This is a genomic window from Mesorhizobium salmacidum (SeqCode), from assembly GCF_037179605.1.
GTDB classification, from domain to species: Bacteria; Pseudomonadota; Alphaproteobacteria; order Rhizobiales; family Rhizobiaceae; genus Mesorhizobium; species Mesorhizobium salmacidum.
The window spans coordinates 1-24,791 of record NZ_JAPYKS010000048.1; the positions used below are offsets into that span (position 1 = coordinate 1).

25 protein-coding genes and 2 pseudogenes are annotated in these 24,791 nt (G+C 60.3%); 8 read left to right on the forward strand and 19 right to left on the reverse strand.

Features of this window, described 5'->3' with window-relative positions; all coding sequences use genetic code 11:
- From O7A60_RS30565 to O7A60_RS30605, 9 genes are all read right to left on the reverse strand, one after another.
- Positions 1-440, reverse strand: a 440-nt coding sequence (locus O7A60_RS30565) for a M16 family metallopeptidase (RefSeq protein WP_337109409.1), incomplete at its 3' end; no start/stop codon positions are given.
- 91 nt (positions 441-531) lie between these two features.
- Positions 532-1,836, reverse strand: coding sequence for a M16 family metallopeptidase (locus tag O7A60_RS30570; protein WP_337109392.1), 1,305 nt, complete (start codon positions 1,834-1,836; stop codon positions 532-534).
- A gap of 682 nt (positions 1,837-2,518) precedes the next feature.
- Entirely contained in the window at positions 2,519-4,258 is a 1,740-nt protein-coding gene (locus O7A60_RS30575) for a relaxase/mobilization nuclease domain-containing protein (RefSeq protein WP_337109393.1), read from the reverse strand.
- Positions 4,259-4,504: 246 nt separating this feature from the next.
- The gene (locus O7A60_RS30580; RefSeq protein ID WP_337109394.1) at positions 4,505-5,416 is read right to left on the reverse strand and encodes a lytic transglycosylase domain-containing protein; all 912 of its coding nucleotides are present in this window, start codon (positions 5,414-5,416) and stop codon (positions 4,505-4,507) included.
- Between the two features lie 184 nt (positions 5,417-5,600).
- Positions 5,601-5,927, reverse strand: coding sequence for a DUF736 domain-containing protein (locus O7A60_RS30585; protein ID WP_027146316.1), 327 nt, complete (start codon positions 5,925-5,927; stop codon positions 5,601-5,603).
- Positions 5,928-5,962: 35 nt separating this feature from the next.
- The gene (locus O7A60_RS30590; RefSeq protein WP_337109395.1) at positions 5,963-6,523 is read right to left on the reverse strand and encodes a S26 family signal peptidase; all 561 of its coding nucleotides are present in this window, start codon (positions 6,521-6,523) and stop codon (positions 5,963-5,965) included.
- Complete coding sequence (locus O7A60_RS30595; protein ID WP_337109396.1) at positions 6,520-6,984, reverse strand: DUF2840 domain-containing protein; 465 nt, start codon at positions 6,982-6,984, stop codon at positions 6,520-6,522. Before O7A60_RS30595 ends, O7A60_RS30590 begins: the two co-directional genes overlap by 4 nt.
- 277 nt (positions 6,985-7,261) lie before the next feature.
- Positions 7,262-8,125: a replication initiator protein A gene (locus tag O7A60_RS30600; protein ID WP_337109397.1), complete on the reverse strand. Its 864-nt coding sequence runs from the start codon at positions 8,123-8,125 to the stop codon at positions 7,262-7,264.
- A 21-nt stretch (positions 8,126-8,146) separates the two neighbouring features.
- A complete protein-coding gene (locus O7A60_RS30605) occupies positions 8,147-8,428 on the reverse strand; it encodes a helix-turn-helix transcriptional regulator (protein WP_027146313.1) in 282 nt (93 codons plus the stop codon).
- Positions 8,429-8,656: 228 nt separating this feature from the next.
- Between O7A60_RS30605 and O7A60_RS30610 the strand changes: the two genes are divergently transcribed.
- Positions 8,657-8,956: a hypothetical protein gene (locus O7A60_RS30610; protein WP_337109399.1), complete on the forward strand. Its 300-nt coding sequence runs from the start codon at positions 8,657-8,659 to the stop codon at positions 8,954-8,956.
- Here O7A60_RS30610 and O7A60_RS30615 read toward each other — a convergent pair.
- The 3 genes from O7A60_RS30615 to O7A60_RS30625 all read right to left on the reverse strand — a co-directional run bounded on the left by O7A60_RS30615 (position 8,951) and on the right by O7A60_RS30625 (position 10,152).
- Positions 8,951-9,463 (reverse strand): DUF2285 domain-containing protein, encoded by a 513-nt coding sequence (locus tag O7A60_RS30615; RefSeq protein ID WP_337109400.1) that lies wholly within the window; start codon positions 9,461-9,463, stop codon positions 8,951-8,953. The two genes, O7A60_RS30610 and O7A60_RS30615, sit on opposite strands and share 6 nt — an antisense overlap.
- 70 nt (positions 9,464-9,533) lie before the next feature.
- Positions 9,534-9,758 carry a transcriptional regulator domain-containing protein gene (locus tag O7A60_RS30620; RefSeq protein WP_337109401.1) on the reverse strand — a complete coding sequence of 75 codons (225 nt, stop codon included), beginning with the start codon at positions 9,756-9,758 and terminating at the stop codon, positions 9,534-9,536.
- 115 nt (positions 9,759-9,873) lie between these two features.
- Complete coding sequence (locus O7A60_RS30625) at positions 9,874-10,152, reverse strand: DNA -binding domain-containing protein (RefSeq protein WP_027146310.1); 279 nt, start codon at positions 10,150-10,152, stop codon at positions 9,874-9,876.
- 85 nt (positions 10,153-10,237) lie between these two features.
- Here O7A60_RS30625 and O7A60_RS30630 point away from each other — a divergent pair, with 85 nt between their 5' ends.
- Entirely contained in the window at positions 10,238-10,585 is a 348-nt protein-coding gene (locus O7A60_RS30630; RefSeq protein ID WP_337109402.1) for a helix-turn-helix domain-containing protein, read from the forward strand.
- A gap of 191 nt (positions 10,586-10,776) precedes the next feature.
- On the opposite strand, the gene O7A60_RS30635 is transcribed toward O7A60_RS30630, so the two are convergent.
- Positions 10,777-11,985, reverse strand: coding sequence for a DUF932 domain-containing protein (locus tag O7A60_RS30635; RefSeq protein ID WP_337109410.1), 1,209 nt, complete (start codon positions 11,983-11,985; stop codon positions 10,777-10,779).
- A 278-nt stretch (positions 11,986-12,263) separates the two neighbouring features.
- Positions 12,264-12,533, reverse strand: a complete 270-nt coding sequence (locus O7A60_RS30640; RefSeq protein WP_337109413.1) for a hypothetical protein — start codon at positions 12,531-12,533, stop codon at positions 12,264-12,266.
- Between O7A60_RS30640 and O7A60_RS30645 the strand changes: the two genes are divergently transcribed.
- Positions 12,444-12,938: a Ros/MucR family transcriptional regulator gene (locus tag O7A60_RS30645; protein WP_337109411.1), complete on the forward strand. Its 495-nt coding sequence runs from the start codon at positions 12,444-12,446 to the stop codon at positions 12,936-12,938. The two genes, O7A60_RS30640 and O7A60_RS30645, sit on opposite strands and share 90 nt — an antisense overlap.
- Before the next feature lie 97 nt (positions 12,939-13,035).
- Here the strand turns inward: O7A60_RS30645 and O7A60_RS30650 are convergent, their stop codons facing one another.
- On the reverse strand, positions 13,036-13,347 hold the full coding sequence (locus tag O7A60_RS30650) for a DUF736 domain-containing protein (protein WP_027146309.1): 312 nt from the start codon (positions 13,345-13,347) through the stop codon (positions 13,036-13,038).
- A gap of 786 nt (positions 13,348-14,133) precedes the next feature.
- Positions 14,134-16,236 carry a ParB/RepB/Spo0J family partition protein gene (locus tag O7A60_RS30655; protein WP_337109403.1) on the reverse strand — a complete coding sequence of 701 codons (2,103 nt, stop codon included), beginning with the start codon at positions 16,234-16,236 and terminating at the stop codon, positions 14,134-14,136.
- Between the two features lie 842 nt (positions 16,237-17,078).
- Here O7A60_RS30655 and O7A60_RS30660 point away from each other — a divergent pair.
- From O7A60_RS30660 to O7A60_RS30670, 4 genes and pseudogenes are all read left to right on the forward strand, one after another.
- The gene (locus tag O7A60_RS30660) at positions 17,079-18,104 is read left to right on the forward strand and encodes an ABC transporter substrate-binding protein (protein ID WP_337109412.1); all 1,026 of its coding nucleotides are present in this window, start codon (positions 17,079-17,081) and stop codon (positions 18,102-18,104) included.
- Positions 18,105-18,161: 57 nt separating this feature from the next.
- Positions 18,162-18,456: pseudogene (locus tag O7A60_RS32050) on the forward strand (ATP-binding cassette domain-containing protein); the annotation flags it as partial.
- Between the two features lie 486 nt (positions 18,457-18,942).
- A complete protein-coding gene (locus O7A60_RS30665; RefSeq protein ID WP_337109404.1) occupies positions 18,943-19,665 on the forward strand; it encodes a winged helix-turn-helix domain-containing protein in 723 nt (240 codons plus the stop codon).
- A 462-nt stretch (positions 19,666-20,127) separates the two neighbouring features.
- Entirely contained in the window at positions 20,128-20,844 is a 717-nt protein-coding gene (locus O7A60_RS30670; protein ID WP_337109405.1) for a Crp/Fnr family transcriptional regulator, read from the forward strand.
- A 52-nt stretch (positions 20,845-20,896) separates the two neighbouring features.
- On the opposite strand, the gene O7A60_RS30675 is transcribed toward O7A60_RS30670, so the two are convergent.
- A complete protein-coding gene (locus O7A60_RS30675) occupies positions 20,897-21,259 on the reverse strand; it encodes a hypothetical protein (protein ID WP_337109406.1) in 363 nt (120 codons plus the stop codon).
- A 271-nt stretch (positions 21,260-21,530) separates the two neighbouring features.
- Positions 21,531-22,226 (reverse strand): conjugal transfer ATPase VirC1, encoded by a 696-nt coding sequence (locus O7A60_RS30680; protein WP_337109407.1) that lies wholly within the window; start codon positions 22,224-22,226, stop codon positions 21,531-21,533.
- Positions 22,227-22,562: 336 nt separating this feature from the next.
- Here O7A60_RS30680 and virD4 point away from each other — a divergent pair, with 336 nt between their 5' ends.
- Positions 22,563-24,527, forward strand: coding sequence for a type IV secretion system ATPase VirD4 (gene virD4 / locus O7A60_RS30685; RefSeq protein ID WP_337109408.1), 1,965 nt, complete (start codon positions 22,563-22,565; stop codon positions 24,525-24,527).
- 193 nt (positions 24,528-24,720) lie between these two features.
- Here virD4 and O7A60_RS32055 read toward each other — a convergent pair.
- Positions 24,721-24,791, reverse strand: a pseudogene (locus tag O7A60_RS32055) (SIS domain-containing protein); the annotation flags it as partial.

Consider the following 24,791-nt stretch of genomic DNA (forward strand, 5'->3'; position numbering starts at 1 on the left):
TCGTTCTCGTTGGCGATGATGCCGGACAGGACCTGGGCGCGGATGCGGTCGATCGGCGCCTGGTCGAAGCGGGGCTCATTGACCGCCAGCCGCAACAGGTCGAAGGCTTCATGGCGCTGTTCGGCCAGCATGCGCAGGGAGCCGTAGATGCCATCGCGGGTCGCGCCGAAGCTCATTTCGGCGCCGGCATCGTCGAGCTTGATCTGGAAGGCTTCCGAATCGAGCGGACCAGCGCCCTCGTGGAACAGGCCGGTCATCAGATTGGCCAGGCCTTCCTTGCCCGGCGGATCTTGCGTCGAGCCGCCGCCGAAGGCGAAACGGATGGCGACGACCGGCACGGAATAGTCCTCCACCAGCCAGGCCGTGACGCCCTTCGGCGAGGTGACGGACTGGATTTCGGTAGCACGGGCGGCAAGCGCCGGCAGGATCAGGAAGAGGATAGAGAGGAAGAGTGTGGCGAAAGCGTACCAGCCGTTCCCCTCTGCCTTTGCGCGAGAAGAGGAAACTCGGAAATGCTCACTGGTCAACACATCAATTCTCCGTCTTTGGTTGCGGCAAGAGATAGCCGGTGGTCGAGTGGGTCAATACCAGGTAGCGCGCGGCAACGGCCTTGACCTCGTCGGCCGTGACCTTGCGGATGCGATCCGGCCATTCCTGCACGTCCTGGACATTGCGGCCGGTGGCGAGTGTCGAACCATAGATTCTGGCCATGGAGTCCTGCTTGTCGCGGGCAAAAATCATTGACCTGACATAGCGGTCCTTGGCTTTTTCGAGCTCATCGGGGGTTACGCCGTCGCTGGCGATGCGCGCCACCTCCGCATCGACTGCGGCCTCCACATCAGCCAACTTGGCATCGCCGCGCGGCGCGCCGGCGACGGTGAAATGGGTGTCGTCGAGCATGGTGCCCTGGAAGTACGCACCGACGCTGGAAGCGATGCCCTGCTTGATGACGAGCGCCTGGTAAAGCCGGCTGCGGTTTCCGCCGCCAAGGATCTCGGCCAGCAGATCGAGCGCTTCGGCCTCACCCGGCTTGGCCGTGTGATAGGAGGGCACGACCCATTGCGTCAAGAAACCCGGCACGCTGACGCGGGCGTCGGAGAGCGTCACGGTACGCTTGGTGTTCTGCTCCGGCTCGACCGGGCGGACGCGCGGCGGCAGATCCGGCCCGCGGGCCACCTTGCCATAGGTCTTTTCGGCCAGCGTCTTCACCGTTTCCGGTTCGACATCGCCGGCCACGATCAGCACCGCGTTGTTGGGCCGGTAGTATTTGTTATAGAAGGCGACGGCGTCGGTGCGGTTGAGCTGCTCCATCTCCTGCATCCAGCCGATGATTGGAATGCGATAGGGCTGGTTCTGCCACAATGTGGCCTCGACCTCTTCGACAAGCACGGCCTGCGGCTTGTTGTCGATGCGCGAGCGGCGCTCCTCGAGGATCACATCGCGCTCGGTCTTGATGACGTCGTCGGTGAGGATAAGGTTGCGCATGCGATCAGCCTCGAAGCTCATCATCAGCTCGAGATCCGACGGCGCCACCGTCTCGTGGAAAGCAGTGTAGTCGTAGGAGGTGAAAGCGTTGTTGGAGCCGCCTGTATCAGCGACGGCCCTGGCTAAATCGCCGGTCGCGTGATTGGTCGTGGCCTTGAACATCAGATGCTCGAAAAAATGGGCGATGCCGGATTTGCCCGGCGGCTCGTCGGCGCTGCCGATTTTGTACCAGACCATATGGGTAACGATCGGCGCGCGATGGTCGGGAATGACGATCACTTCCATGCCGTTGTCGAGCCAGAAATCCGCCACCTTGCCGCCGTCGGCGGCAAGCGCGGGGTCGACGAGCATCAGGGCGGCTGTCAAGAGCAAGGCGCGCACGGTGTCGACTGCGGATTTCGAGGCTGGCTTTGTGAGCTGCTCGACTCGCAGACTATTGGGGACTACGCCAACGCCGCGTTTGCGTGCGCATGACCTCTCTGATGCATATTCTGACATTTGTGGATTTCTTTCCTTCTTCACATGATCGCGATGGAATAAACAAAACGGAGACGGCCGCCGGGTATTGCGAGGCGTTAGACGCAATCGTGGTGCCAACTGCACAGGAGCCGTTTTTTCGAAATGAAAGCGCTTGACCGAACACCACCGTGTTGCGAACGCGACCAACCCGACATTAAGTGTCGATTGCGAGACCTTCTTCACGATGGATGGACAGAACTCTTCTCCGAGCAAGCTCGAACCATTGTTGAAGAGCCAAAGACAGCGTGAGCTGGCTCCCCTCGCCTGGTGAAGCTGTCGCGTGATAGCGTTGCTCTCCGGGATGGGCGGGCGATGCGCCATGATGCGAAAGTGTGCAGCGACTTGGCGCGATGTTCGTGCGCGCGCTTTTGAGCGCACGCCGGTTCATCAGATCATCGGTGTTCGGTTTCCTTGTGTCACGGCGGCGACCCGCGCCTTCGGAGAACGCGTCGTCGATGGCTGCCGCTGTACGCTCACGCAGCAGGGCGCGTTCGCGAGCGGCTTAGCTGCCCCCTCACAGCGCTAGCCCTCGTTTCCTGCCGAGAGCCCAATCCACACCACCGCCGGCCCGCATGACGCCAGTCAGGTGACCGCCGAGGTGCTTGTCGAGTGTAGGTGACCAAGGCACGAGCTTGAAGGCGAGCCCGTCATCGATCATCGCGAAACGTCCTGAGGCAAGAGAGAAGCGCCGCCGGTAGGTACCCCCAATTTGCTCGCCCTCAGCAGCTTTCGTGAAGGACAGACCTGTCCCGGCGGCCAGTTGCTCACCGAGTGCATCAACCTCGCGCGCGCGAAGCGCTGCAATCAGGTTGCGCGCAAGTACGACGCGGTCAGCCTCACGCCGCGCGAAGCCTTGCTCGACAAGATGCTGGCTGCGGTTCTCCAGCGCCTGTTTGACTTGCCGCGCAAATCCGCCCTCGCCTAAGTTGGGTGTCGCATGCGCGACCAGTTGTCGGTCGAGCCAAGTCGCCCCGTCAGCACGGACCTGCTCTTCGATCGAGAGATCAGAACGGACAGCAAGCGCGACGCGGCTGCGGCCTTTTCCATCTTCGTAGCGCCGAAGCTCGACGATGGAACCTGGTGCCGAATCTCCGGCCGCATCGATATTTTGAAAGCGGATGTAATGAGTGCGCCCATCAATTCCGTCGACAATGGCGTAAGCAGATGCGTGCAACTCGTCATGGAGGCCTCGTTCCAAGAGCCTGCCGATGATCGGCACCGCGCTCGCCTCACCGACGAAGACTTGGTCGGCAGCGCATCTATCGAGCCCATGCTCGGCCAGGCTGCGATGCATACGCTTGATAATGTCGCCTCGCTCGCCAAGCCCTCGCAGGGTGGCTTCGGCCTCGGCGACCATTATCCACTGGCCCGCTCCGATCGGGGCGGCGAGGCCGAGGCTTTCCAACTTCCGCAATCGGCCGACCTTCACCGCAAGATACTCATCAGGCTTCCGGTCCGCGACGGGCGCGACGTCGACAACGCCATGCCTTTCCATTTCACGAACAAGCTGGCGGTCGAGTGCCGTCCAGCGTTCAGCCTCAATTTGTTGATGATATGCATGACGAATTTCCCGATCGGTCCTTGGGCCAAGCTCCTGAGTGATCAGGTCCTGCGCACGACCGCGCATCCCATTTTTGATGTAGTCGCGAGAGATGACGAGGTCCTGACCGTCCTCAACTCTGCCGCGCAAGATGATGTGAATGTGGGGATTGTCTGTGTTCCAATGATCCACGGCCAGCCAATCTAGCTTGGTGCCAAGGTCCTTTTCAGCCTGCGCCATCAGATCGCGAGTGAAGGTCTTGAGATCGGCCATATCGACCGCGTCTTGGGGCGAGATGATGAAGCGAAAATGATGTCGGTCATTCGCGCAGCGCTCGGCGAAATCCTTGACGTCGGCATCGTCATTTTCCGGACCAAACATGCGCGCCTTCTCGCCGTCGCGGGTGACCCCTTCGCGACGCAGATAATTCAGGTGTCGCGCCAGCGGACCGTTCTGTTTCTTGTGGCGGACCACGAGCGCCTTGACTGTGCAGGATCGAGAGCGGCTGGTGACGAAGCGATTGGCGCGAAGACTCGCCGCCCTGCCTCGTCCGAAATGTGAGCCGCGCGCCGCGGTGATTGTGCCGTCCCGAGAGATCCTCCCGCCAGCTTTTTGCGCGGCGGCGAGCACCTGGGCGATGAACGGCCGTGCCCGTTGGCTCTGGCGTGAGCGGATACGGCCTGGCCGGACGCGGAAATCGTCATAACCTCTCACGAGGTTTCACTTGCGATGTGCGAAAGACATTGAAATCGTTGAAGAAAATCAAGTCAGGCGATGTGCGGGAACTTCTGGCGATGTGCAGAAAGCTCGAGAAAAGCCAACCAAAACAACCGACCGACCGAGCCGCACATCGCGGCCTTTTATCTTGCCATCCCTCCCCGACCACCCTGAGTGCCACCACTTTCGCTGCCAATTCCGCGAAGAAGCAGGCCGGAGTGCGAGTTACACCAAGGCCAGCGCTCATCGCGATGTACTGCGCGATCGTGGGATGAAGAGGCTGTTCCCGGCTAAGTCCGGTGTAGGACGAGCAACGTCAGAATCAACATCCGGCGTCGGCTCAAGCGCCGTGAGATCGTCCACCGCTGCGTCGATCCGCGGCGGCATGTTGGCGGAAAGGATCTCCGTAAAGACCGTTTGGTCGATCGAACCGGAATCTCTTTTGCCGCGCCATCCAACGTCATTTTTCCGAGCAAAGTCGCGATCAAAAAGCTGCGAACGATCTGCGCTCGACCGGTCTCCCAATCGTTGCGAACGGGGCCGGATTTCAACAGATCCCTTGATCAACGCCCTAAGTTTCGCGACGTAGTCGATCGTCTCACGAGGCAGCGGACGACCATTCGAAAGATGCTCCTGATAGCGTTGTGGTCCGGCGTTGTAGGCGGCAAGCAATCCCTTCGTCCCGAAGCGATCGAGCATCTCGCGAAGATACGCCGCGCCGGCCAGGATGTTGTCTCGTGGATTGAACGGATCGGTTCCCAGACCATGTTTGATGCGCAGTTCAGCCCACGTGGCGGGCATGATCTGCATCAGGCCGACGGCAGATTTGGGTGAGATGGCGCGGACATCGCCGCCGCTCTCGACATGCATGACCGCGCGTATCAGGTGCTCGGGAAGATCAAAGCGTTTGGCGGCCTCACAGACGTACGCGGACCAGTTTTCATTCTTTGCGATTGTTGTCCCGGCGCACGATTTTGGCACCGGTTGCGACGGCGCTTGCGCTGCGCCGGGCGCAGAACCAAGCATGAGCAACGCGCATGTTGACAACATCGCCACGCATTGGCGAGTGGCGACGCGCGCACCATCATCTCGACGTGCCAAAAGCCTGCCATCGTGCTCGCATCGCTCAAGGGCAAGGCTTCGCCGGCCGATCATGCTTCTCTCATGCGTGACAGTGAAAACAGCACGTCAGCCGATCGAGAAGCGTTCGGCCGCCCTTGACCTTCGCTGCGCGCGACAGCCGCCTGACAGGCGATCGGGTCGAAGGGTTTGACCGGCATTCGATCGATCAAAGGGTATGCCTGGGCCGGATCGATATTGCGTGATCGAAACATCGAAGTCAGGCTCGCTCTTCGCGCTTCGAGGGCCGGCTCCAGTGCAGATTCCAGACGTCCTTTTCGGTGGCGACTTGGAAGAGGTTGGCGCGGATTGGCTGCGTGAACGACGGATCGTCGATGAGCACGGAGAGATAGGCGCCTGCCTTCTCACCGGTGCGGTACCACGCCGCCCCGATCTCGACGCCGTCGCAATAGATGCGGTGCTCGGGGGCATTTTCCGCGTCCCGTTTCTCGACAGGCAAGATGGCGAGCTTGGCATCAATCGTCAGCGTGCAGATGTTGCCGAAGAAGCCGTCATCGTTCCGAGTGAAGGTGCCGATCTGACCCATGCGGAGTGTCCTTTCGTGGTGATAGAAACGAGCTGTCATGGCTCGCCGGGAGCCGGTTCGCCGGGGAGATCCGGCGCCGGAGATGCACGGTCGGTGGTCCAGATGGGGACCGCGGGACCGACGATGCTGGTGATTGGCAGTGGGCCGAAGTAGCGGCTGTCAAAACTGTCGGCGACATCCCAGTTCATGAGGAACACTTCGCTGTCGGCAAGCACATGGCAGCCGCGCCAGGCAGGCAGCGGCCGGCCGCGACTGTCGTGCCCGAGCGCGGTCCCATAGATCTTGCCGTGCGCGATGATGGCCTCCCCGTGGCGGCAAACCATTTGGCCGCCGAGCGCCAGGACGTGCTTCAACAGCGGTACGCCGCGCGGCAGATAGCGACGCTCGGCGAGGAAGCCGGCCAGCGCTTTGGATGGCATGACGACGGCGAGGTCCCCGACCTTAGGCGTGCCACCTTGTTCGATGCGGTAGAGTCCGATCGGAGCGCTCGCCGACGCGTTCCAGATCAGCCACGGAGGATGTCCGCTTAACGCCGGCGCGACCGTCAATGCCGCACCGCCGAGCATTCCCCCGATGATTTTGCCGCGCGCGCTCATGACTCGATCCGTCGGCGCAGCAGCCAAGCTTCGTGCCGCTGCCGTGTGTAAGGCCTGGGGCTTTCGCGTGCGACAAGGCGACTGTGGACGTGACGCCAATACTCCGGCGAGGCGTCCATCGGGTCGATGCCGAGTGCCTCGACGGCATCGATGATCTCCAGCACCCTCTCGACCTTCGGCCAGGTAATGGCAGTCAGCAGGATGTCGGCGCCGGGCCGCACATAGGCGATCGTCGAGCAGCGCTTGCCCGGGCCGACGGCGCGCAGAATGTCCATGCGCGAGGCGATGGTGCCGAAATCGTTGGCCGTCCATCGAACGAAGCCGAAAATGCTGCCAGGCGCGAATGCGACGACCCGGCGGCTTTTGTCGATGATCCTGTTCTCGACGGATTTGCCGAAGCGGATGTAGTTCTCGATGCGCTTCTTCAGCCAGAGCAGCTCGACATAGGTTAGCTCGCTCATGCCGTCCTCCCCGGCAGGAGGTGGGCCGCCGCAACCGCCTGCCACTGCTCGAGGTTGAGATCTCGGACGATCGGGAGAGCGCATCGCCAACGTCGTCCACAGTCTTCTGGAACCAGTCGTCCCGTTAGGAAGAATCCGAAGGATTCCGGGTTAGATAAGTTAGAGGCGCGAATTCGGCTTTCGCTCCCACGGCTTAGGCAGTGTTCGGGTTCCTGAAGTGACGAGGAATGGGTTCCTGAAATCCCGTGTCTGCGGGTTCCTGAAATGACGAGCTGATTCACAGCTTATCCTCCGCCGTGGCCTTGCCGAAGCAGGTGAAAGGATCGGGATGGCAGGGCTTGAAAGTGAGAAGGGGTTCGCGGGCCTTCGTCAGGCCCAGCGCCAGGCGATACCCCGGCAAGGATTGCCGGCGAACGATGCTGCGAACTTCGAAAGCGAAGCGCTTATAGGCAGACAGGCTGCCAGATTTTGCGTGGAGATGGCGCAGGTCGAATGACCAGCCACGCGCTTGGCGGCCGCCATGCTTTCGTACGAGACGATAGAGCCACCGCTCGATGCCACCGGTCAGATCGAAATAGGCGCGGTCGATAGTGAGCACGAAAGGGTCGGCCATGATGCCGGCATAGAACCAGTCGGGCAGCACAAGTTCGATGCCGAGTGGTCGACCGCTACGATCGGTTCGCTCCTTCCACTCGTTGATCCAGGAGAAGCGGTGCATGCGTCGCTCGGTCGGCTGGCGGATCGAAGTGGCGATGGTCGTCGACTGGAGGCGGTCGAGTGCCGCCTTGAGCAGCAGATAGTCACGAGCAGATGTGCCGCGACCGATGAAGGTCAGAATCTCGTGCGGTGTTGCCGCCATCGTGCGCGAGGTCCGCAGCCCATTGTCTCGGGCATCGACGATCTGAGAGGTGGCCCAGATCAGGATATCGGCATCCCAGATGGTCGCCATGCCATACTCGACAGTCGCCTCGACGCGGATGGCGATCTCGCCCATGCGAAAGTCGATCGGCGCAATGCGGCCTGATTTGGCGAGCGAGAAGAACGGCCAGGCCATGAGGTCCTGCGCATCGCGCAACGCCATCTTGCCGGCGCGCGCATGAAACCGCGCGATTGACTCCTCATCTGATGGAGGTGCGCGCATTTCCAATCCTCGACTGGCGTTTCAGCGCGATTTGCCGGCATAAGCCGGCGCGCGGGCCGCATGCGGCTTGGCGGGCGGCACGTAGGTGGCGTTTGTATCGCTGGTGGAGGTGCGGGCGCCAAGCTCGGTCCAGGCATGCAGGTCATCGATGTCGTAGAGCACGCGTCCACCCACCTTCCGATATTTGGGACCGGTTCCGTAGGTCCGGTGTTTTTCCAGTGTCCGGGGGCAGAGGCCAACGACAGGTGCCGCCTCCTTGGTCCGAAGGTATTTTTGGGGCGCGTCCGCGGGACCCTTCGACATCGCTCGATCTCCATTCGGTTCTGCTGTCGTCCTGGCCTGCCGGGACGCGCGAAACGGACGATGTCCGAATTCAGGAAAAGGCAGGGAGGGCAAAGATCGGCAGGCGTGTTTTTGCTACCCCAGGCGCCTCGATCAGCGCCGACAATGGTGCCACGGCGGCATGCTTCCTAGGCAGCGAGGCGGCGATGCACTGGGCTATGGTTTACCCGTGGTCGATACCAAGATCTGATGATCGACCTCAGCTCCGTTCTTTGGATTGTTGCCCGCAAAGGAGCAAAGTCCATGCCACGTATCAGCTGCCGTCTCGCCGAAGATGATGCCGGAAGGTGGCAGATGGTTTTTGATCCGCATGAGCTCCAATTGTATATTGAGTTCATCCACTGGGACCCTTCTTCAAAGCCCGGGGAATGGATATCGGTTGAGGATTTTTTGGCTTGGGCACCACGCAATCCTCTTCATCGAAAAGCGCTCGATTGCTTCGTCGCTTTCTTGGCGAAGGCAATGCTCACCCAGATGCTGATCTCATGACGCGGAGCTGCGGTGGCGGCTTTGCGGATAGACGAGAAGGTCCCGATAGCCGCCGGCCACCAGGCGGTCGGCCCGTCGCAGGATCGCCCGCACCTTGTGGCGCAGGTGATGGTCGCGCCAATCGCGCGCAGCGATGGGCTCGCGGGACAGCAGTTCCTCGGCGAGCCGGCGGTAGGGCGCCCGCTGGTGCCTTCCGTCGAAGGTGCGAAGAGTGAGAATGTGCTTCAGCCTGGTCTGTTGAGGCAATGAGCCATACCGGGTGCCGAGCGGACGGCCATTCAGCGCCCGCCAGAGCCGGCGCGCGGCGTCCAGCCTGGTTTCGAGATTCTCGTCAAGCGGCAGAACAACAGCGTTGATGTCGAGCAGGTCTCCTGGTTCACTGGAGATGATGTGATGTGTCTCCGGAGCCGGCGGCCACAGAACATGAACCCGCTCGGCTTCGGTCCAGCTTTGAGCTGTGCTGAGTTTTCGAAGGATAGGCTGCGAGGACTCCGCCGCAGTTGCCAACTTCGTCGCTTGAAGAACCCGAGGCGAGGCCTGTTCCGTCCAGACGATGTGTTCGGGTGAGAGACGCTCGTCAGCAGAGATTGTGAAATCGCGCGCCCCAGCGTGCGGCGAATTCCGGCGAGCCGACGAGTTCTCCTGTTGTCAGTCGGCTTGATGCCAGCCGCTGAGATTCGGCGGCAAAATCGGCGTTGCGGATCAGATACTCGGCGGCAAACTGATCGGCTTCGTAGCCGCGCATGTGCTCGTATGCCGCCAGATCGGTCCAATCGCTTCGCGACATGGCAACAGTCCTCATGCGGCCCGCGATCTGCCGCGAGCTTCGCCATCAGCTTCTGAGGCAACAGTTGGTTTGGGTAGGCAGAGAGTCGGCAAACCGCTGTGCTGAATGAGCACAGCGCCGGTTCAAGCGCCTAGTGTGGTGCACCGCCGGCCAGGAGGTAGCGATAGCCATTGGTGGTCATCCATCGGGCGCGAGCAAGATGTGTGTCCCATGCTCGAAATGCCCGTTCCGGCTCCTTCGCGGGATCGATATGCAGAACGACCCTGGCCACTTCGCGCCAGTCAGCGTTTTCGGCTGCGGCATCCAGCAGGCGAATGTAGGTGAGGAGGCGCTCCTCGTCGTAGCCGGTCAGGATTGAGGCGTCTGGCGCGACGTCGGCGACATCAGGATCGAGAAGAGGTTTAAGCATGGCGATCTCGTACGCCGACACACTCTTCGATGTGCTGCCAAATCCTGGCGCCTGGATGTGACACGGCCAACACCTCGATGTGTTTATGACTGAACGCGACCAGATTATCAGATTTTCTGGTTATCCGATTTTCCATTTAATTCATCTGCCGGCTTCGTCAAGGACCGGCAAAATGCAAAAGACGCTTCGATCGCCAAGACATGTGCGTCTGGTGCAACTGATCGTTGAAAAGCGTAGGAAAGCCGGCCTCAGCCAGCATGATCTGGCGAATGCGCTGGACAGATATCAATCGGTGGTCGCGGCCATCGAGTCCGGTGGGCGGCGAATCGACGTTGTCGAATTTCTCGATCTGGCTGAGACGATAGGCTTCGATCCGCACGAGGTGTTGAGTGAGGTCGCAGCCGTTAAGAACGCCCAGCCAAAGCATCGCTAAACCCGACCTATCGTGCTCGATGACCAGCCACGCGTCGCAACCTGACTGCAGTCGCATCGCGAGCCGGGCAGAGCCCGGCGAGCGGCGGCCGCTTGTCGGGATCCGGCCGCGACAGTCGATTGCCTCCCTGATCCCGCGCAATTGATGATTGCCGGCGCGGCCGGATATCCGGCCGCGCACTGTCGGAACGGCTAGGCTGCCTTTTCGAGCAAGGCCTTGGCCTTCCCTTCAAGCTCAAGTCGGCTGTCCTGATGAGACTTTGTGCGCGCATGCGCGGTCATGCCCTGCACGAAATCAAAAATGCTTTCCGGTGGTCTGCCCTCCTCCTGCAAGACAGCCTCGATGATCTTGCCGGTTTCGGCTTTGGAGAAACCGCGCTTGCGCAGGAAGGTTTCGCGGTCGTCATCACTGCGGGCGACGATCTTCTCGCGCGCGGCCTTGATGCCGGCGATGAACGGTGCCGGCGATGAGTTGGCAAAACGGGTCAAGGCAGGCGCGGCCTCATGGGCAAAGCGCTGGGCGGCAAATTTCGAATGCCGGATGCTGATTTCTTCAAAACCTTCCACGCCCCAAAGGTTGCGGTTCATGCAGACTGCGCGGAGATAGAATGAGGCGATGCCGAGGGTCTTCGATCCGACCTCGCTGTTCCAGCAATAAAATCCCCGGAAATACAAATCCGGCTCTCCGTTCGGCAGGCGTCCCGCTTCGATGGGGTGGGTGTCGTCGACCAGAAACAGGAACACGTCACGGTCGCTGGCGTAAAGCGTGGTGGTGTCCTTGGTGATGTCCACGAAGGGGTTATGCGTCATGGTTGCCCAATCGAGCATGCCCGGCACCTTCCACATGGTGTCACCGGTTCCGTTGCCGGCGATCTTCATGACGGCGGCAACAAGTTCATGATCCCAGATGCGGCCATAGTCAGGGCCGGTGACGGCACGAAGCTCGATGCGTCCGTCCTCCGCCTCCAAGGTTTTGACAAGCTCGGCCCGGTGATTGAGCAAGCCGTGCTGCAGGTTGATCCCTGCCAATGGCGCGGGAAGCTGGCGCATGTAGGTAGCGGGCGCACCGACAAGGCTGCACAGCTGGCCAAAACTCCAATGCGTCGGCGCGATCATCTGCTCCTGTCCAGGAACGATCAGCGAAAGCCGCTCGGCATCGTCCCGACTTGCCTCGACGCGAACCGACCGGCTCTCGACAGTGCGGGCCGAGGCCCGATCCGCACGCGCCCGCACCGCATCGTAAAGCTCGGTCAGTGAAAGATACCGCTCATCGCCGGGGCGCGAGAACCATTCCGAGGAAACGCGCCCGATGCGCTCGCCGCGTGAAATGTCGACGCGAAAGGCGCCGGAAACAGGTTGCTGCCGATGGCTGTTCTCGGCGCTGTCGATGGTCGTGGTCATGTTCATTGGGTCACTCCTTTTTCCGTTAATGCCGAAGGCATGTCCCTCGGCATGCCTTCCGGGGGCGCGCGAGCGCGCGGGAGTGATGGGGGCCACTGCCGGCGCGCGGAGCCGGGCTGCACGGTCGAGCGAAGCGAATGGATTTGATCGTGGGGGTTGCGTTCGGTCGGCCGCTTTGCGAGCCGGCGGCCCTGCTCTGCACAGGCGGCAATGGCGGGGAAGCGAGGGGAAAGTCTCCTCGCTTCCCTAAGGTGAGTTGGCAGATTGTTCCACCGCGATCAAATAAAATTGACGCGCGTCCTAGCTTGGATTTTCGCCCGCTTGCGAATTATGGAACGAACGATCATTATTCGCTTGATCTGTTGTACAAACTGCACAAATAGCATGCTGACGTAACTGACGACAAAGAAGGGAAGCCAATGACCGTATCCGATGAGCAGCAGGGCAAAACCGATCTCGTGTCGATTGCTGCCGATATCGTCTCCGCTTATGTTTCCAACAATCCAGTGCCCGTCGCGGAATTGCCGAAGCTGATCGGCGATATCCATTTTGCTTTGCAAAATGTCGGCACACCTGCGCCTCAGCCTGTGATGAAACAGGAACCCGCCGTTTCGATCAGGAAGTCGGTGGCGCCCGACTACATCATCTGTCTGGAAGACGGAAAGAAGTTCAAATCGCTGAAGCGACACCTCAGCACGCGCTATAATCTGAGCCCCGAGGAATACCGGCAGAAGTGGAACCTGCCCGCCGACTATCCGATGGTGGCGCCGAACTACACCGCAGCCCGGTCGGCCTTGGCGAAGGCAGCCGGGCTTGGCCGCAAGCCTGCGGCACCAGAAGCAGCCGAGGTGCAGAAACCGAAACGGACGCCGCGAGCCGCTGCAGCGACTATGCCCGCGGCCGCTGCAAAGTCGCCGGTCAAGAAAACGCGCAAAGTTGCCGCCAAGGCCTAGCCTGCTGGAGCGAATTGCCTATTGTGCGCGCGGTGGCGGACTGAGCATGGTGAAGCCCCGGCGCGGCGCGCCGGGGCTTCTTTAATTTGAGCCGATTTCACTCGGCGGTGCGGCGGGACCAGATGAGCGAGTACTCGCCCTGCGTTTCGGTCTCGACCAGACTGGCGTAGATGGGAGCGGGGAAGCTCGGATCGTCGAGTTTGACCGAGTGATAATCACGACCCTCGCGGGATGTCTTCTTCCATGCCGCCCCGAATTCGGTGGCGCCGGCGAAGATGCGGAAGTCGGGACCCTTCTCGTTGTCGCCTTCGGCGGGGACGAAATCGACGGTCTTGACGTTGAGGTTGAGGGTCTTGACGGAGCCCTTGAAGCCCTTTCCGGTGCTGGTGAAGATGCCGATTGTAGCCATTGCGGTGGTTCCTTCTGTTGATCGGGCCGCGCCCATCGCGGCCTCGATGGTGGTCGTGAGACCGGGGACGATCGGCTCCGCATCCCAAAGGGACTGAAACGAAGTGGAAGACGGGGGGCGAGGCTTTCTTGGACCGCGAGGAATGGCCGCGCAGCGGACAGGGGAAGAAAACGCAGCGCCGCCGTTGCGGGAAGACGATCGAGGCGAAGCCGGTCTTCGGTCAGACCCAATCCATTCGAGGACGCCGTGGGCGCGGCCTGCCAGCAGAACAGGACCCGTCGCACGGAATTGGTCGGGTTCAACATCGATAATGGCTCTTGGATCAGCGCGGAAGCATACTCCCGGCAAGGCAGGGAGCACTTCCCCGTGTGAAATGACGGCAATGGAAGATCCCGGCTCTCGCCGCCCTTCCCCTGTCCGCCGTATTCGACGCGAGGCGCAAATTGATATCCGCGCCAGGGCAGCGACTAACGCGCACGCAAGCCGTGACCCCGAGTCTTCCGTGCCGATCTATGCCAGCCTGTTGGGCCAGAGCCGCGCACAATGCATTTCCCCGATTCCGCAGCTTGCCCAGCGATCGAACAGCGGTGAGCCTATGTGCGCCTAGCAGGCTTTTGCGACGCCTCCGCCGCCGCCCTTGCGTGGCGGATTCGTTCGGCGTGGTTTGTTTGCTACGGACGTTGGTCGTGCTGTCGGGGTCCCCGGCCGCGCTTGTGCGCGGCCGGAAATTCGCGTCCGATCAAACAGACGGACCGGAGCCGCTTCCGCGGCTCCGGTCGCTCCATATCACTCGGCCGCGATGTGGAGGGGTTCGTCCTGTGCGGTCGCGCTGTCGCCATCGGCTGGCGTCAAGTCTGTCTCATCTGGAGGGGTAAGGCCGTTCGCTGGCCGCTCGCTTGCCTCTATCACTCTTTCGCTGCTGGTGCTCCTCGCAGTTGGTTCCCTCCCGCACAAGAGTGCCGGCAGCCAGCCGGTTCCGACGAGCAACTGCTCGGCGGCTTCGGCCATCGACTGCTTCTTTAGAGTGACAAGCCTATCCGCCGCCTCACCGCCGACAGCCTCACACACTGCCGCGAGGATGTGCGCCTTGGTGATGCGCCCTAGGTAGGTGCTTACCGTCGGTGTCCAGTGAGCCGTCATATCAAGCGCGACCGCCGTGGCCAGCTTGTCCGCGGTTTCGTGGGCGCGCAGCCTGCGCTCCCAAGGTTGCTTCACCGCATTGACTGTGAGTGAGGCGCAATGCGCAAACAGCGCCATGACGCTGGCCTGATCAAGCGAAGCGATGAAGCCCCAAAGATCAGACACCTCACGCGGCATGTCCGCTGCCCATCCGGCGTGGCGATCAGCCAGCGCCTTCCCCGCTGCAGTGTCCTCGATGCCAACGGCGTGGTCGGCAAGGCAGGTGCTGGTTGGCCGGATTTCCAGGCAATGGGCTTCCGCTGCCGGATAGAAGACCTGCGCGGCAAGCGTATGCGTCACTGCGATCAATGCAACGTCGGATTGCTCGCCAAGCGCAAGGCGAAGGCCAAGTGTGCGGTGGGCGGTCAGGTCGCGCACGAGAAGATCAGACAGCGGCTTGCCGGCGTCCTCCGCGTCGTCGTCGTTGTCGCGACCAAGCTCCGGACTGATACCGTCCTCGATGATCTCGCCATCAGCATTGACGGTGTAGCCATTGCAGGCCTCTGCCACTTCCGTCGCTGGCTGCTCGTCTTCGGCGCGAACGAAGCCGCGTTCGATACGAGCCGTCCCATCATGGGAAAGCACGACGAACACGCCGCTGCGCGCAATCACATCCGGGTCGTAGGCATGACGCAGTGCATCGATGCGCTCGATCTCGGCTTCAAGTTTCCCAAATAGCTGATCGACATCGTCGGGCAATTCCTCGGCGCTGCGCCATTCTTCCGTCAGCCGGTTGAACGCGTCCAACGCTCCTGCATAGGCAACTTCGTCTTGCTCCGACAAAGCCACGGGCTGCGGATAGACACGGCGCAGGCCATGCGCATGCGGGTAGTCGACATGGACGTCGGCCCATTTCCAGCCTTCGGCCTCCTTGATGGTGTCTGCGACGCTCTGCAGCTTTGCGATCACCAATTGATCGAGCAGCGCCGCATCATCATAGAAGCCGCCGCGATCTTCGGTGAACAGGTCGCGGACGATCATGCCGCCGGCCCCAATATAGGCGTCCGGACCGATGAAGATCGCGCGGCGGTCGGCAGCCGCAACATGGGTCCGCGTCAGTTCACGTCGAATGAGATAAGGGTCGCGGTTGAAGGTGAGGTTGTCAAAAACCTGCTCCTGCCTTGCATGGTCCTCGGTGATGGCGAAGGCCATCAGCTGCTCGAGGCTCAGATCGCCATCGCGGTAGACCTGTATCAGCCTGGGGCTGACGGCACCAAGCCGCAGGCGCTGCCGTACCACCTGAGGCGTCACGCCGAAGCGTGCGGCGATTTCCTCAGCGCCCCATCCGTGCTCCTCGCTCATCCGCCGGAAGGCTTCGAACTGATCAGCCGGGTGCATCCCTTCGCGCGTGACGTTCTCGTCCAGGCTGATTTCGTGCGGATCGTTTTTGGTATCGACAATGCAGCGGACCGGTTCAGTTTTCTTGATCTGCTTGCGCTTGACGCGAAGCATTTGCGCCAACCTGCGCCCTTCGCCGATTGTCACGAGATAGAAGCCGGTTTCTGAACCTTCTGCGTCAAGCTCCGGCTCTACCACCAGGTTTTGCAGAATACCCTTGGCGGCAATGCTGGCAGCATAGGCTTCGATGATCGCCTCGCTATGCGGGGTCTTGCGCGCATTGCGAGGTGACTTTTTCAGCTTGTTCAGCGGAATGAAAACCTCTGTGCCGCCCTCGCTGACCGTCTTCGCGCTCGTTTCATTGGTTGTCATGGTTCTGGTCCTTTCGCGTTGGATGCCGAAGGCATGCCCCTCGGCATGCCTTCCGGGGGCGCGTGAGCGCGCGGCAGAGAGGGGGGCAAATGCCGGCGAGCGGAGCTGGGCTGCGCGTCGAGCGGGGCGAATCGTCTCAGCCTGGCGATGAGAAGCAGCGCCGCCTTGCGAGTGGGCGGCCCTGCTTTGCGCAGGCGGCATTCGCGGGGGAGAGATGGCCAAGACCATCTCTCCCCCACGCATCGGGCTCCAGGTCCAATCGGACATACATAGGTGAGCGACCGACGATCGGGTCCGATGGGTGGGCGGTTGTCTCATGCTGGCCGAACCGGGAATGAATAGGAAATTCCCAGCCGCTCGCTAACGTCAAAACAATTCTGCCAAAGACCCGTGATCCTGCCCGCCAACCGAAAGCAAGCTGCACGTCTGGGCACTAAAGCTGCGCGAAAGGTCGCCTTCGGCCGGGGGCACGGGCGCAGTCTTTGCGGTCTGCGTACATGGACAATCACCGTCACTGCTCAACTCTCGTCAGCAGTTCGTAAGGTTGGCCTTGTAACGCGAGCAATCGAGAAATTCGCCGCTAGCTGCAGCGTTCTGCGAGGCCGCGTCCAACGGAGAGGTACAACGTTTGCAACCAACGGTCCGGCCGGAACATCACACCGCAAACGGCACAGCACCAGAAGAAGCAGGCGGCCGTTTGAGCGAGCCAGCACAGCGGCGGGCGTGACAACCCGGTGGCATATCGGGCGGGCGTGTTGTCCGTCCTGACGATGAGCAGCGGCTCGATACGCCAGTGCAGCAGCCGGCCAGCAAAGAGCGCCCTTGAAAGGAAGTGGACTATGATAAAGCTTGCGATAAACCGCCGCCAGGCGATTGTCGGTCTCGGGACAGCGGGGGCTCTGACGCTCCTTGGCCGGCCGGCCTTTGCCGCAAAGAAGGTGAAGCTTGGCGTAATGCGGCTCGCCAGTCATGCGCCCAGCTATATCGCCTGCGAGCGAGGCTACTACAAGGGCGAAGGGCTGGACCTCGAGCTCGAGTTCTTCGAAGCCGCTCAGCCGATGGCCATGGCGGTTGCCTCGGGCGAGGTCGATTATGCCGTCACGGCCATGAGCGTCGGGCTCGTGAGCCTCGCCCAGACGGACGCAATCAAGGTGATCGGCGGCGCACTGTCTGAGGAGAAGGGTCTCGTCGGCACTGTGATTCTGGCATCAGAAAAAGCCTACCGGGCTGGCGTTGTCACGCCGAGGGCACTGAGCGGCACGACCTTTGGCGTTACCAAAGTCGGGTCTTCCTTTCACTACATGTGCCACAAGATCGCAGAGGCGAACGGCATTCCGATGTCGGAAATCTCGTTGCGCCGGCTCCAGAAAGTCGGCGCAATCATCAGTGCGCTGGAGAGCGGGGAGATCGACGCCTGGGCCATCCAGGGCAGCATCGCCGACAAGTTGCTCGCCGGGGGCAATGCCATGCAGATTGGTCTGGTGTCCGACTATGCGCCCAACTACCAGGTGACGACGGTGTTCACCTCAACCAAGAATGCCGCCAACGAGCGGGAGCAGACCGCAGCGTTTATCCGTGCCCATTCGACGGCAGTCGACGACTACAACGCCGCCGTCGTCGACAAGACCGCCACAGCGGAGGAGGTGGATGATGTCCTCAACATCGTCCACAAATACGTGGATAGCGAGCGTCCGTTGCACGCGGCGAAGGAAACTTTCCTCAGCAGCGCCATGCGAATCAAGCAGGGCTGTGCTCTTGCACTCGATTCGGTGACGGATCAGCTTGAATGGCTCAAGGCGAAGAAGATGGTGAGCAAGACGATCACGCCAGAGATGCTGTTCGATACGTCCTACGTCGAGACGATCTGATCTAACGCTGCCGTGCACAATGAACGCAGGTCCCGTCTCAGGCCGGCGTGAGAGAATTTGGAACTGCTGGTAGCGAATGTTCACCATCGCTATGGTCCCGTCGAGGTTCTGAGCGACGTCTCGCTTACGATCCGACAGGGCGAGATGGTGTGCGTCATCGGCCCATCGGGCTGCCGCAAGTCCACCCTCCTGCCTCCTAGGCGGGATTGGAGCATTCGCCAGGCGGCACTGTGCTGCAGAGGTTGGCGCTGCCCGCCGACTCGCTCAAGGGTCTTCGTATGTCTTTCAGCATATCGCCCTGCTGCCGCGCCGGATCATGGAAGGCAATGTGAAGCAGGGACTGGAGGATCATGGCGCCCACTTCTACAGGCAGGAGCACTCTAGAACCTGGAGCGCCTGTTTGCCGAAGTGATCATGCTGTCCCTGATTCGCCTGCGGGATTGGCGACGTTGAGCGGCAATTATTGGCAATGGCGCACGTGACCGGCAGGATCGTCGCGAGCGCGCCGGTGGTCGTGTCATTGAGGCCGGCCAGGGCGCGTCTGGCGTACTGCGCGGGCTGATCAGATCTTCACGGACGCGAGAACTAGCAGATTGCGGTTTCCATTTTCGTCAGAGACGCGAGAAGGGAACTGTTTGGGCGAGTTTTCATGGGGGCGCCCTCCGTGTCGTCCGGTCCAAGCCCAGTCGGCGCTCGCTCTACGCTGTCGTGGAAGTTCCATCGGATACAGCAGCAATCCCCCGGCCGTGCAATCCGGGGCGCTGCTGCACGCCAGGTTCCAGCTAAGCAGCGGAGTTTGTTGAAAACCGACAAGGTGGGTTGCGGATGGAGGCGATGTATGAGCGAGGCCCGTAAAATCGGGAGCGTCCTTGTAGTCGACAATGTTCTCGCCCCTATTTTGAACATCGAAGAACACGTGCCGCGCGGCAATTCGCCAGCCAAAGCGTCGGGCGCGCAGGCGAAAGCGTTAAAGATCTCCCAAGGATGGAAGTCCGAGGTTGTCATTGCCAGTTTGGATCTTGGCCACGATGACCTTGGACTCTTGCGTGATCTCCGCAACCTCGGGGACCTCTCCATTATTGTCATTGAGAACCGCCGGGGTGAGAACGACAAAGCGAACCGGCATGAATCCGACGCCGACGAATGTCTGAGCAAATTGCGTGAGCTTTTGGTGCGCCTTGATTCTCTGGTCAGGTCGCGTTCTGCCGACCCTGTGGAAGTTCAGAGAAGGTCACCATCAGGAAGATGGCTTTTCGGCGGATGGGAGCTACGCTTGAAAACGCGACAGTTGCGTGATCCGTCTGGCGCACTGGTACCACTAACCCAGGGCGAGTATGCACTCCTGTTTGCTTTCCTCGAGGCGGCCCAACGACCGTTATCGCGAGAGTACCTGCAGCGGGCGACTCGCATCCACGGCGAGATTTCGGACCGCAGCATCGATGTTCAGATCTTGCGTTTGCGTCGGAAGCTCGAAAGAGACGCGCGCGCGCCACAGCTGATTAAAACGAAACGTGGCATCGGTTACGTGTTCAGCATCCCGGCGGAGCTGTCGGATGCCTGAAGACAGCACAAAGCTGGCGACTTTCCTAGAGCAGAGCTGCAGGTGAGGAGGAGCATGGCCGCGCGGAGCGATCACCTATCCATCGCATGAATATGATATATCGAAACAATCGATTTTTCATAAGTTTGGAAATGGGAATACCAACAGCGCCGTGCCTCGACCCACCCGGGTTGGCGAATGCGACCGAAGCCACGGAAGGGCACCCGCGACTGCCAGCAGTTCCATGTTGCCGTGTTAACCACTTCCATTTGCCGCAAGCCAACGCGGCACCGGTCACAAGTCACCACACTAAGAGCAATCCCCCTCGTCTGCTTTCCCCGCCGACGCCTCGCGATATCGACGATGCCGGACAACGCACCAGTCGCTTCTGCCGCAGGCGCCGAACGCCAGCGGCGCTCAACCAACGTGCTCCCCTAAACAGCGTCCCCGTAATGGGACTGATCATCTCCAAGAGGAAACTATATGGCCGAGTTCGATAGAAGCCCTGCCTTCTGGCGTTCCTTTCCGATTTTTCAGGATTTTGATGACGAGACCATCACAGCGCTAGCGGGTATCTCAAGCTTTCGCAGATGGCTCCCAGACACGGTGATTTTCCAGCGAGGCGATGAAGGTAATTACATGGTCGGGGTGATCTCTGGCCGGATTAAGGTATCCCTGATCACCCCACAAGGGCGTGAGCTAGTCCTGCGACAACTCGAAGCCGGGGAACTGTTCGGCGAGATGGCCATGCTGGACGATCAGCCTCGATCAGCCGACGCCACGGCGCAGGTCGCCTCCGAAGGTTTCGTCATCGCCAAGAGGCCATTTATGGACCTTATCAAACTTTCCCCGGAGGCAGCCGGAGCCACGATCCGTTATCTCTGCTCGCGACTGCGGGGTATCACCGAGCAGTTAGAAACCATCGCTCTCTATCACCTGAATTCCCGGGCGGCCCGTTTCCTTCTCTTTACTCTGAGGCAAATCCACGGCACCGAATTGCCGGTAAGGGCGGATCTCAAACTGTCTCTCACTCAGTCGGATATAGCAGGGATTTTGGGCGCAAGCCGGCCGAAAGTGAATCGTGCTATATCAGCCTTGGAGGAAGCTGGCGCAATCAGACGCAGCAACGGTATCATTGAATGCAACACGGAGCGCTTGCAGTGGATTGCGGAACCAGGCGAGCACTTTCACCGCCCGTAGCAGGTTCCTTTTTGACGGAAGACATTCTGATTTAGGGTTTCTCGAGGACCAGTCATGGATTTTCTTGCTCGGGGATGAGCCGATTTGATGCTTGACTCAGGCCAAGCCGGGCGTCGGTGATCGCCGCTTGATCAGCGGCACCATCCGGGTCGAAAACGCGACAGGCGTAAGGCAGTTGATTGGCACATGAATTCCGCGCCTGTCCGGTTTGTCGAGTTCGCAACGGTATGCTGTCTGACTTCTCGCCGAACTTCTGACCCTTTATGACTTCCCGAACGACGCTCTCTTTGCACGGCTGCATGGCTTTGACCTGCTGGTGGGCAGCAGCATATTCATACTCAAGACGTCGCGACGGGTGAAGGACGAAAGGAGACCAGGTGTCGATCTTGATCAGATAGGCCGTCGCACGAAGCACCTTCGCCTGGTGATGGACAACCGCCGCGGATCGGCACTGCGCTTGGATACGCGGCGCAATAGATGGGCGATTGGTTCCTTGGTTGCGCTATTCAGGGCGGCGGCAGCCGACGTTGTCACCATGGCAACAGGCGTTGAATCCAGACCTGCGCTGATGCCACACGCACAGAAGATCGCCTCGTCTTGGTTAAGGCTCGTGGGCGACTCTGTTAGGAATCGCAGCAAATTGGTGCGGCCCCATCATCGAATCTCTCGGCTTGCGCATTTCGACATCAGCCCTGCAAGGCCTTCTCGATGAAAGTACCGATCGTAGCAAGCTCATCCAATGCTCTCCGGCTGTTGTGGAACATCGGTCGCGTTGCCGGATCGTTGGCCATGTTAGCGACCGTCATGTGCAACATGCCTCGCTCTTTCATCACCGCGAAGGCGTCACGCTCACGCATTGGCGTGTCGCACAGCGGCAGGGCGCGCAACATCTCGTACGCGGCACGTTGAGAGAGTGTCAGTCTGCCCACGGGCACTCGCTGGGGAAGAATGGCAGTATGTGTTTGCAGTCCCTCTCCTATCAAGAGCTCAACAATGTAGCGGCAAGTCGCAAGCGCCTCATCGATATCAAGGGGTGTCAGCATAGCTGGTATCAGCAGGCAATCGGAACTGCCGATTATGGAGTTGTTCAACTCGCTGGGATCGCCATGGGCATCGGCCAAACCATAGTCGAAGCCGCCAAGATCCGCGTGTCCATATGCATCTATCATGAGGGGCAGCTCGTCGGCCACGAATACCTCGCATCGCTGGTCCCAAGCCTGGTTACGAATGGCATTTGCTTTCCACCGAGTCAGCGGGCGGTTGGGGTCAGATTCGAACAACGCAACCTTCTTCTGTTTCAAGGAAAGCGAGGAGCACAGACCCATTATAGCCGTCGTTTTACCCGCGCCACCTTTGAATGAATAGCAAGTGATCAGTTTCATGCTGCGATCCGTGCGCGCTGAGAGCGCTCAGTGCAAATATGGCTTTTCAAAGCATATCAGCACTTGTGGTGAGACATGGCGATGTGTCTTGCCAATTGGGTTACCATTGTAACCGTTATTTTGTGCGATTTCGGGGGGCGTACCATTATGTGTTCTCTCCTGTAGGCCAGGAGTTGAAGGCGACACGCGGCATCTGCCGACATCAGGCTCCAAGCAACCAGCTGTGCTTATGCTCGGCTGAAGCCTTTCCCGAGTGTGAACGATACACTTTTGAGGATGAGACTGTCCACGAGACCTGGACTACGAACGCGGAACATTGCCGGAGAGTGCAGGACGATGGCAGGCACGAAGTTGAAGCTCACCACCTTGTCGTTCGGCCTTGGACTGTCATTGCCGCTCGGGGGGATCTTTGCCAGTGTGTATGTTAGCCTAAGGGCCGGCCTCAGCGTCCGGGGACTCCGCGAGTTCGACCTGCTGGCGTTCTGGTATGAAACCCCCTTCTATCTCGGCTATGCCAGTGCGACCTTCTACACCGGCTTGATCATTGTCGGCATGACATCGGTGACCATCGCAGCCACTCTCACTGTCCTCATGCTTCGCCCCAAACACTTTGGAACCGCACGCTGGGGGCAGTTTCGCGAAATGCGCCAAAAAAGCTTCCTCAAGCCCTACCGCCGCATCACTGGTCCGATATTCGGCAAAACGTCCGGCCCGCGCGGTTTTGGACAATATCTCACCAATGGCGAGCAGCCACACAGTCTGGTCGTTGCGCCCACCCGCGCTGGCAAGGGCGTTGGCGTTGTCATTCCAACGCTTCTAACTTTCGATGGCTCCGTACTTGCCCTCGACGTCAAGGGCGAACTCTTCGAACTGACGTCGAGGGCGAGGTTGAAGCGCGGCGACCGGATCTTCAAATTCTCGCCGCTCGACAGGGAAGGACGCACCCATTGCTACAATCCAGTGCTCGACATTGTTGCTACGCCGCCGGAGCGCCGTTTCTCAGAGACCCGGCGATTGGCAGTTAATCTGATTGCGCCCAAGGGCAAGGGCGCGGAGGGGTTCATTGAGGGCGCACGAGATCTTTTTGTTGCCGGTGTTCTGGCCTGCATCGAGCGTGGCACACCGACCATTGGGGCTGTCTACGATTTGTTTTCGCAGCCAGGCGAGAAATACAAGTTATTCGCGCAACTCGCGGGGCAGAGCAAAATCCCGGAGGTGACGCGCATATTCGACAATATGGCCGGCAACGACACCAAACTTCTGACCTCATACACATCCGTCTTGGGCGACGGTGGGTTGAACCTTTGGGCAGACCCGTTGATCAAGAATGCCACATCGAGGTCGGATTTCGCCATTGACAACTTACGCCGGGACCCGACGACAATTTATCTGTGCGTCAGCCCCAATGATTTGGAGGTAATCGCGCCTCTCGTGCGGCTGTTCTTCCAGCAAACCGTATCCATCTTGCAACGCACTCTGCCTAAAAAGGACGAGATTTTCGAGGTCCTGTTCCTCCTCGATGAATTCAAGCATCTCGGCAGGCTCGAAGCGATTGAGACGGCGGTGACCACGATTGCAGGTTATAACGGCCGCTTCATGTTCATCATCCAAAGCCTCTCGGCTCTGACGGGCGCCTACGAGCAGCCAGGCAAGGAAAATTTCCTCTCCAACACCGGTGTGCAAGTGTTCATGGCGACAGCCGACGACGAGACGCCCCAATACATCTCAAAAGCTATCGGGGACTATACTTTTCACCAAAAGTCGAAGTCGTTTAACCCGAGGGAGTGGTTGAATCCTAATATTCATATGGCTGACCAGGGGGCACCGCTGTTGCGGCCCGAGCAGGTGCGTTTACTAGCTGACGACAAGCAAATTGTGCTGATCAAGGGGCAGCCTCCGCTCCAGCTGGACAAGGTGAAGTATTATCGTGACCGTCACCTCAAGCTCATTTTCAACAACCAGTCGGGTGCATTGCCCGAACCAGCCCCGATACCGCTCATCGCCGAGATGACGGCCTCCCCAGTGGCTGCGAAATTACCAAATGCAGTCGTAGAGATTGCGCCTGGCGATGCCGCACAGCTAACACCTAGCAGCGGCATCGCAAAGCCGACGGTGGCCCCTATCGACGCCGGTCCGTCCGCGGTGGAGGAAACTCCCAAGGAGCCACGGGGCACCGTCGCTCAACGCGAGCTGCTGGCGCGGATCATTGCACTTCAGGAACATGGCGTTTCCGGCCGCAGCAGCGCGAAATCTGAAACAGGGCGTTCAGCCCAGGCATTTGATGGATCGGATCGATTGTGAACCGAACCGGGTATGGTACGACGGGCGCGCCCAAATACTCGGTCGGCAAACCAGCTTAGCTGAGGTTCAGGCGGAGTTACGGACCGTATGCCTCGAGGGCTCGATGATCGATGCTACGCTCCGAGGCGGCAAAGGCGGACGCGCAGCTTTCCGGGCACCTTGAGCAGCCAATGCGCATAGGCCAAAAAAGCCCCTATTCCACCGTCACCGATTTCGCCAGATTGCGCGGCTGATCGACGTCGGTGCCCATGAACACGGCGGCGA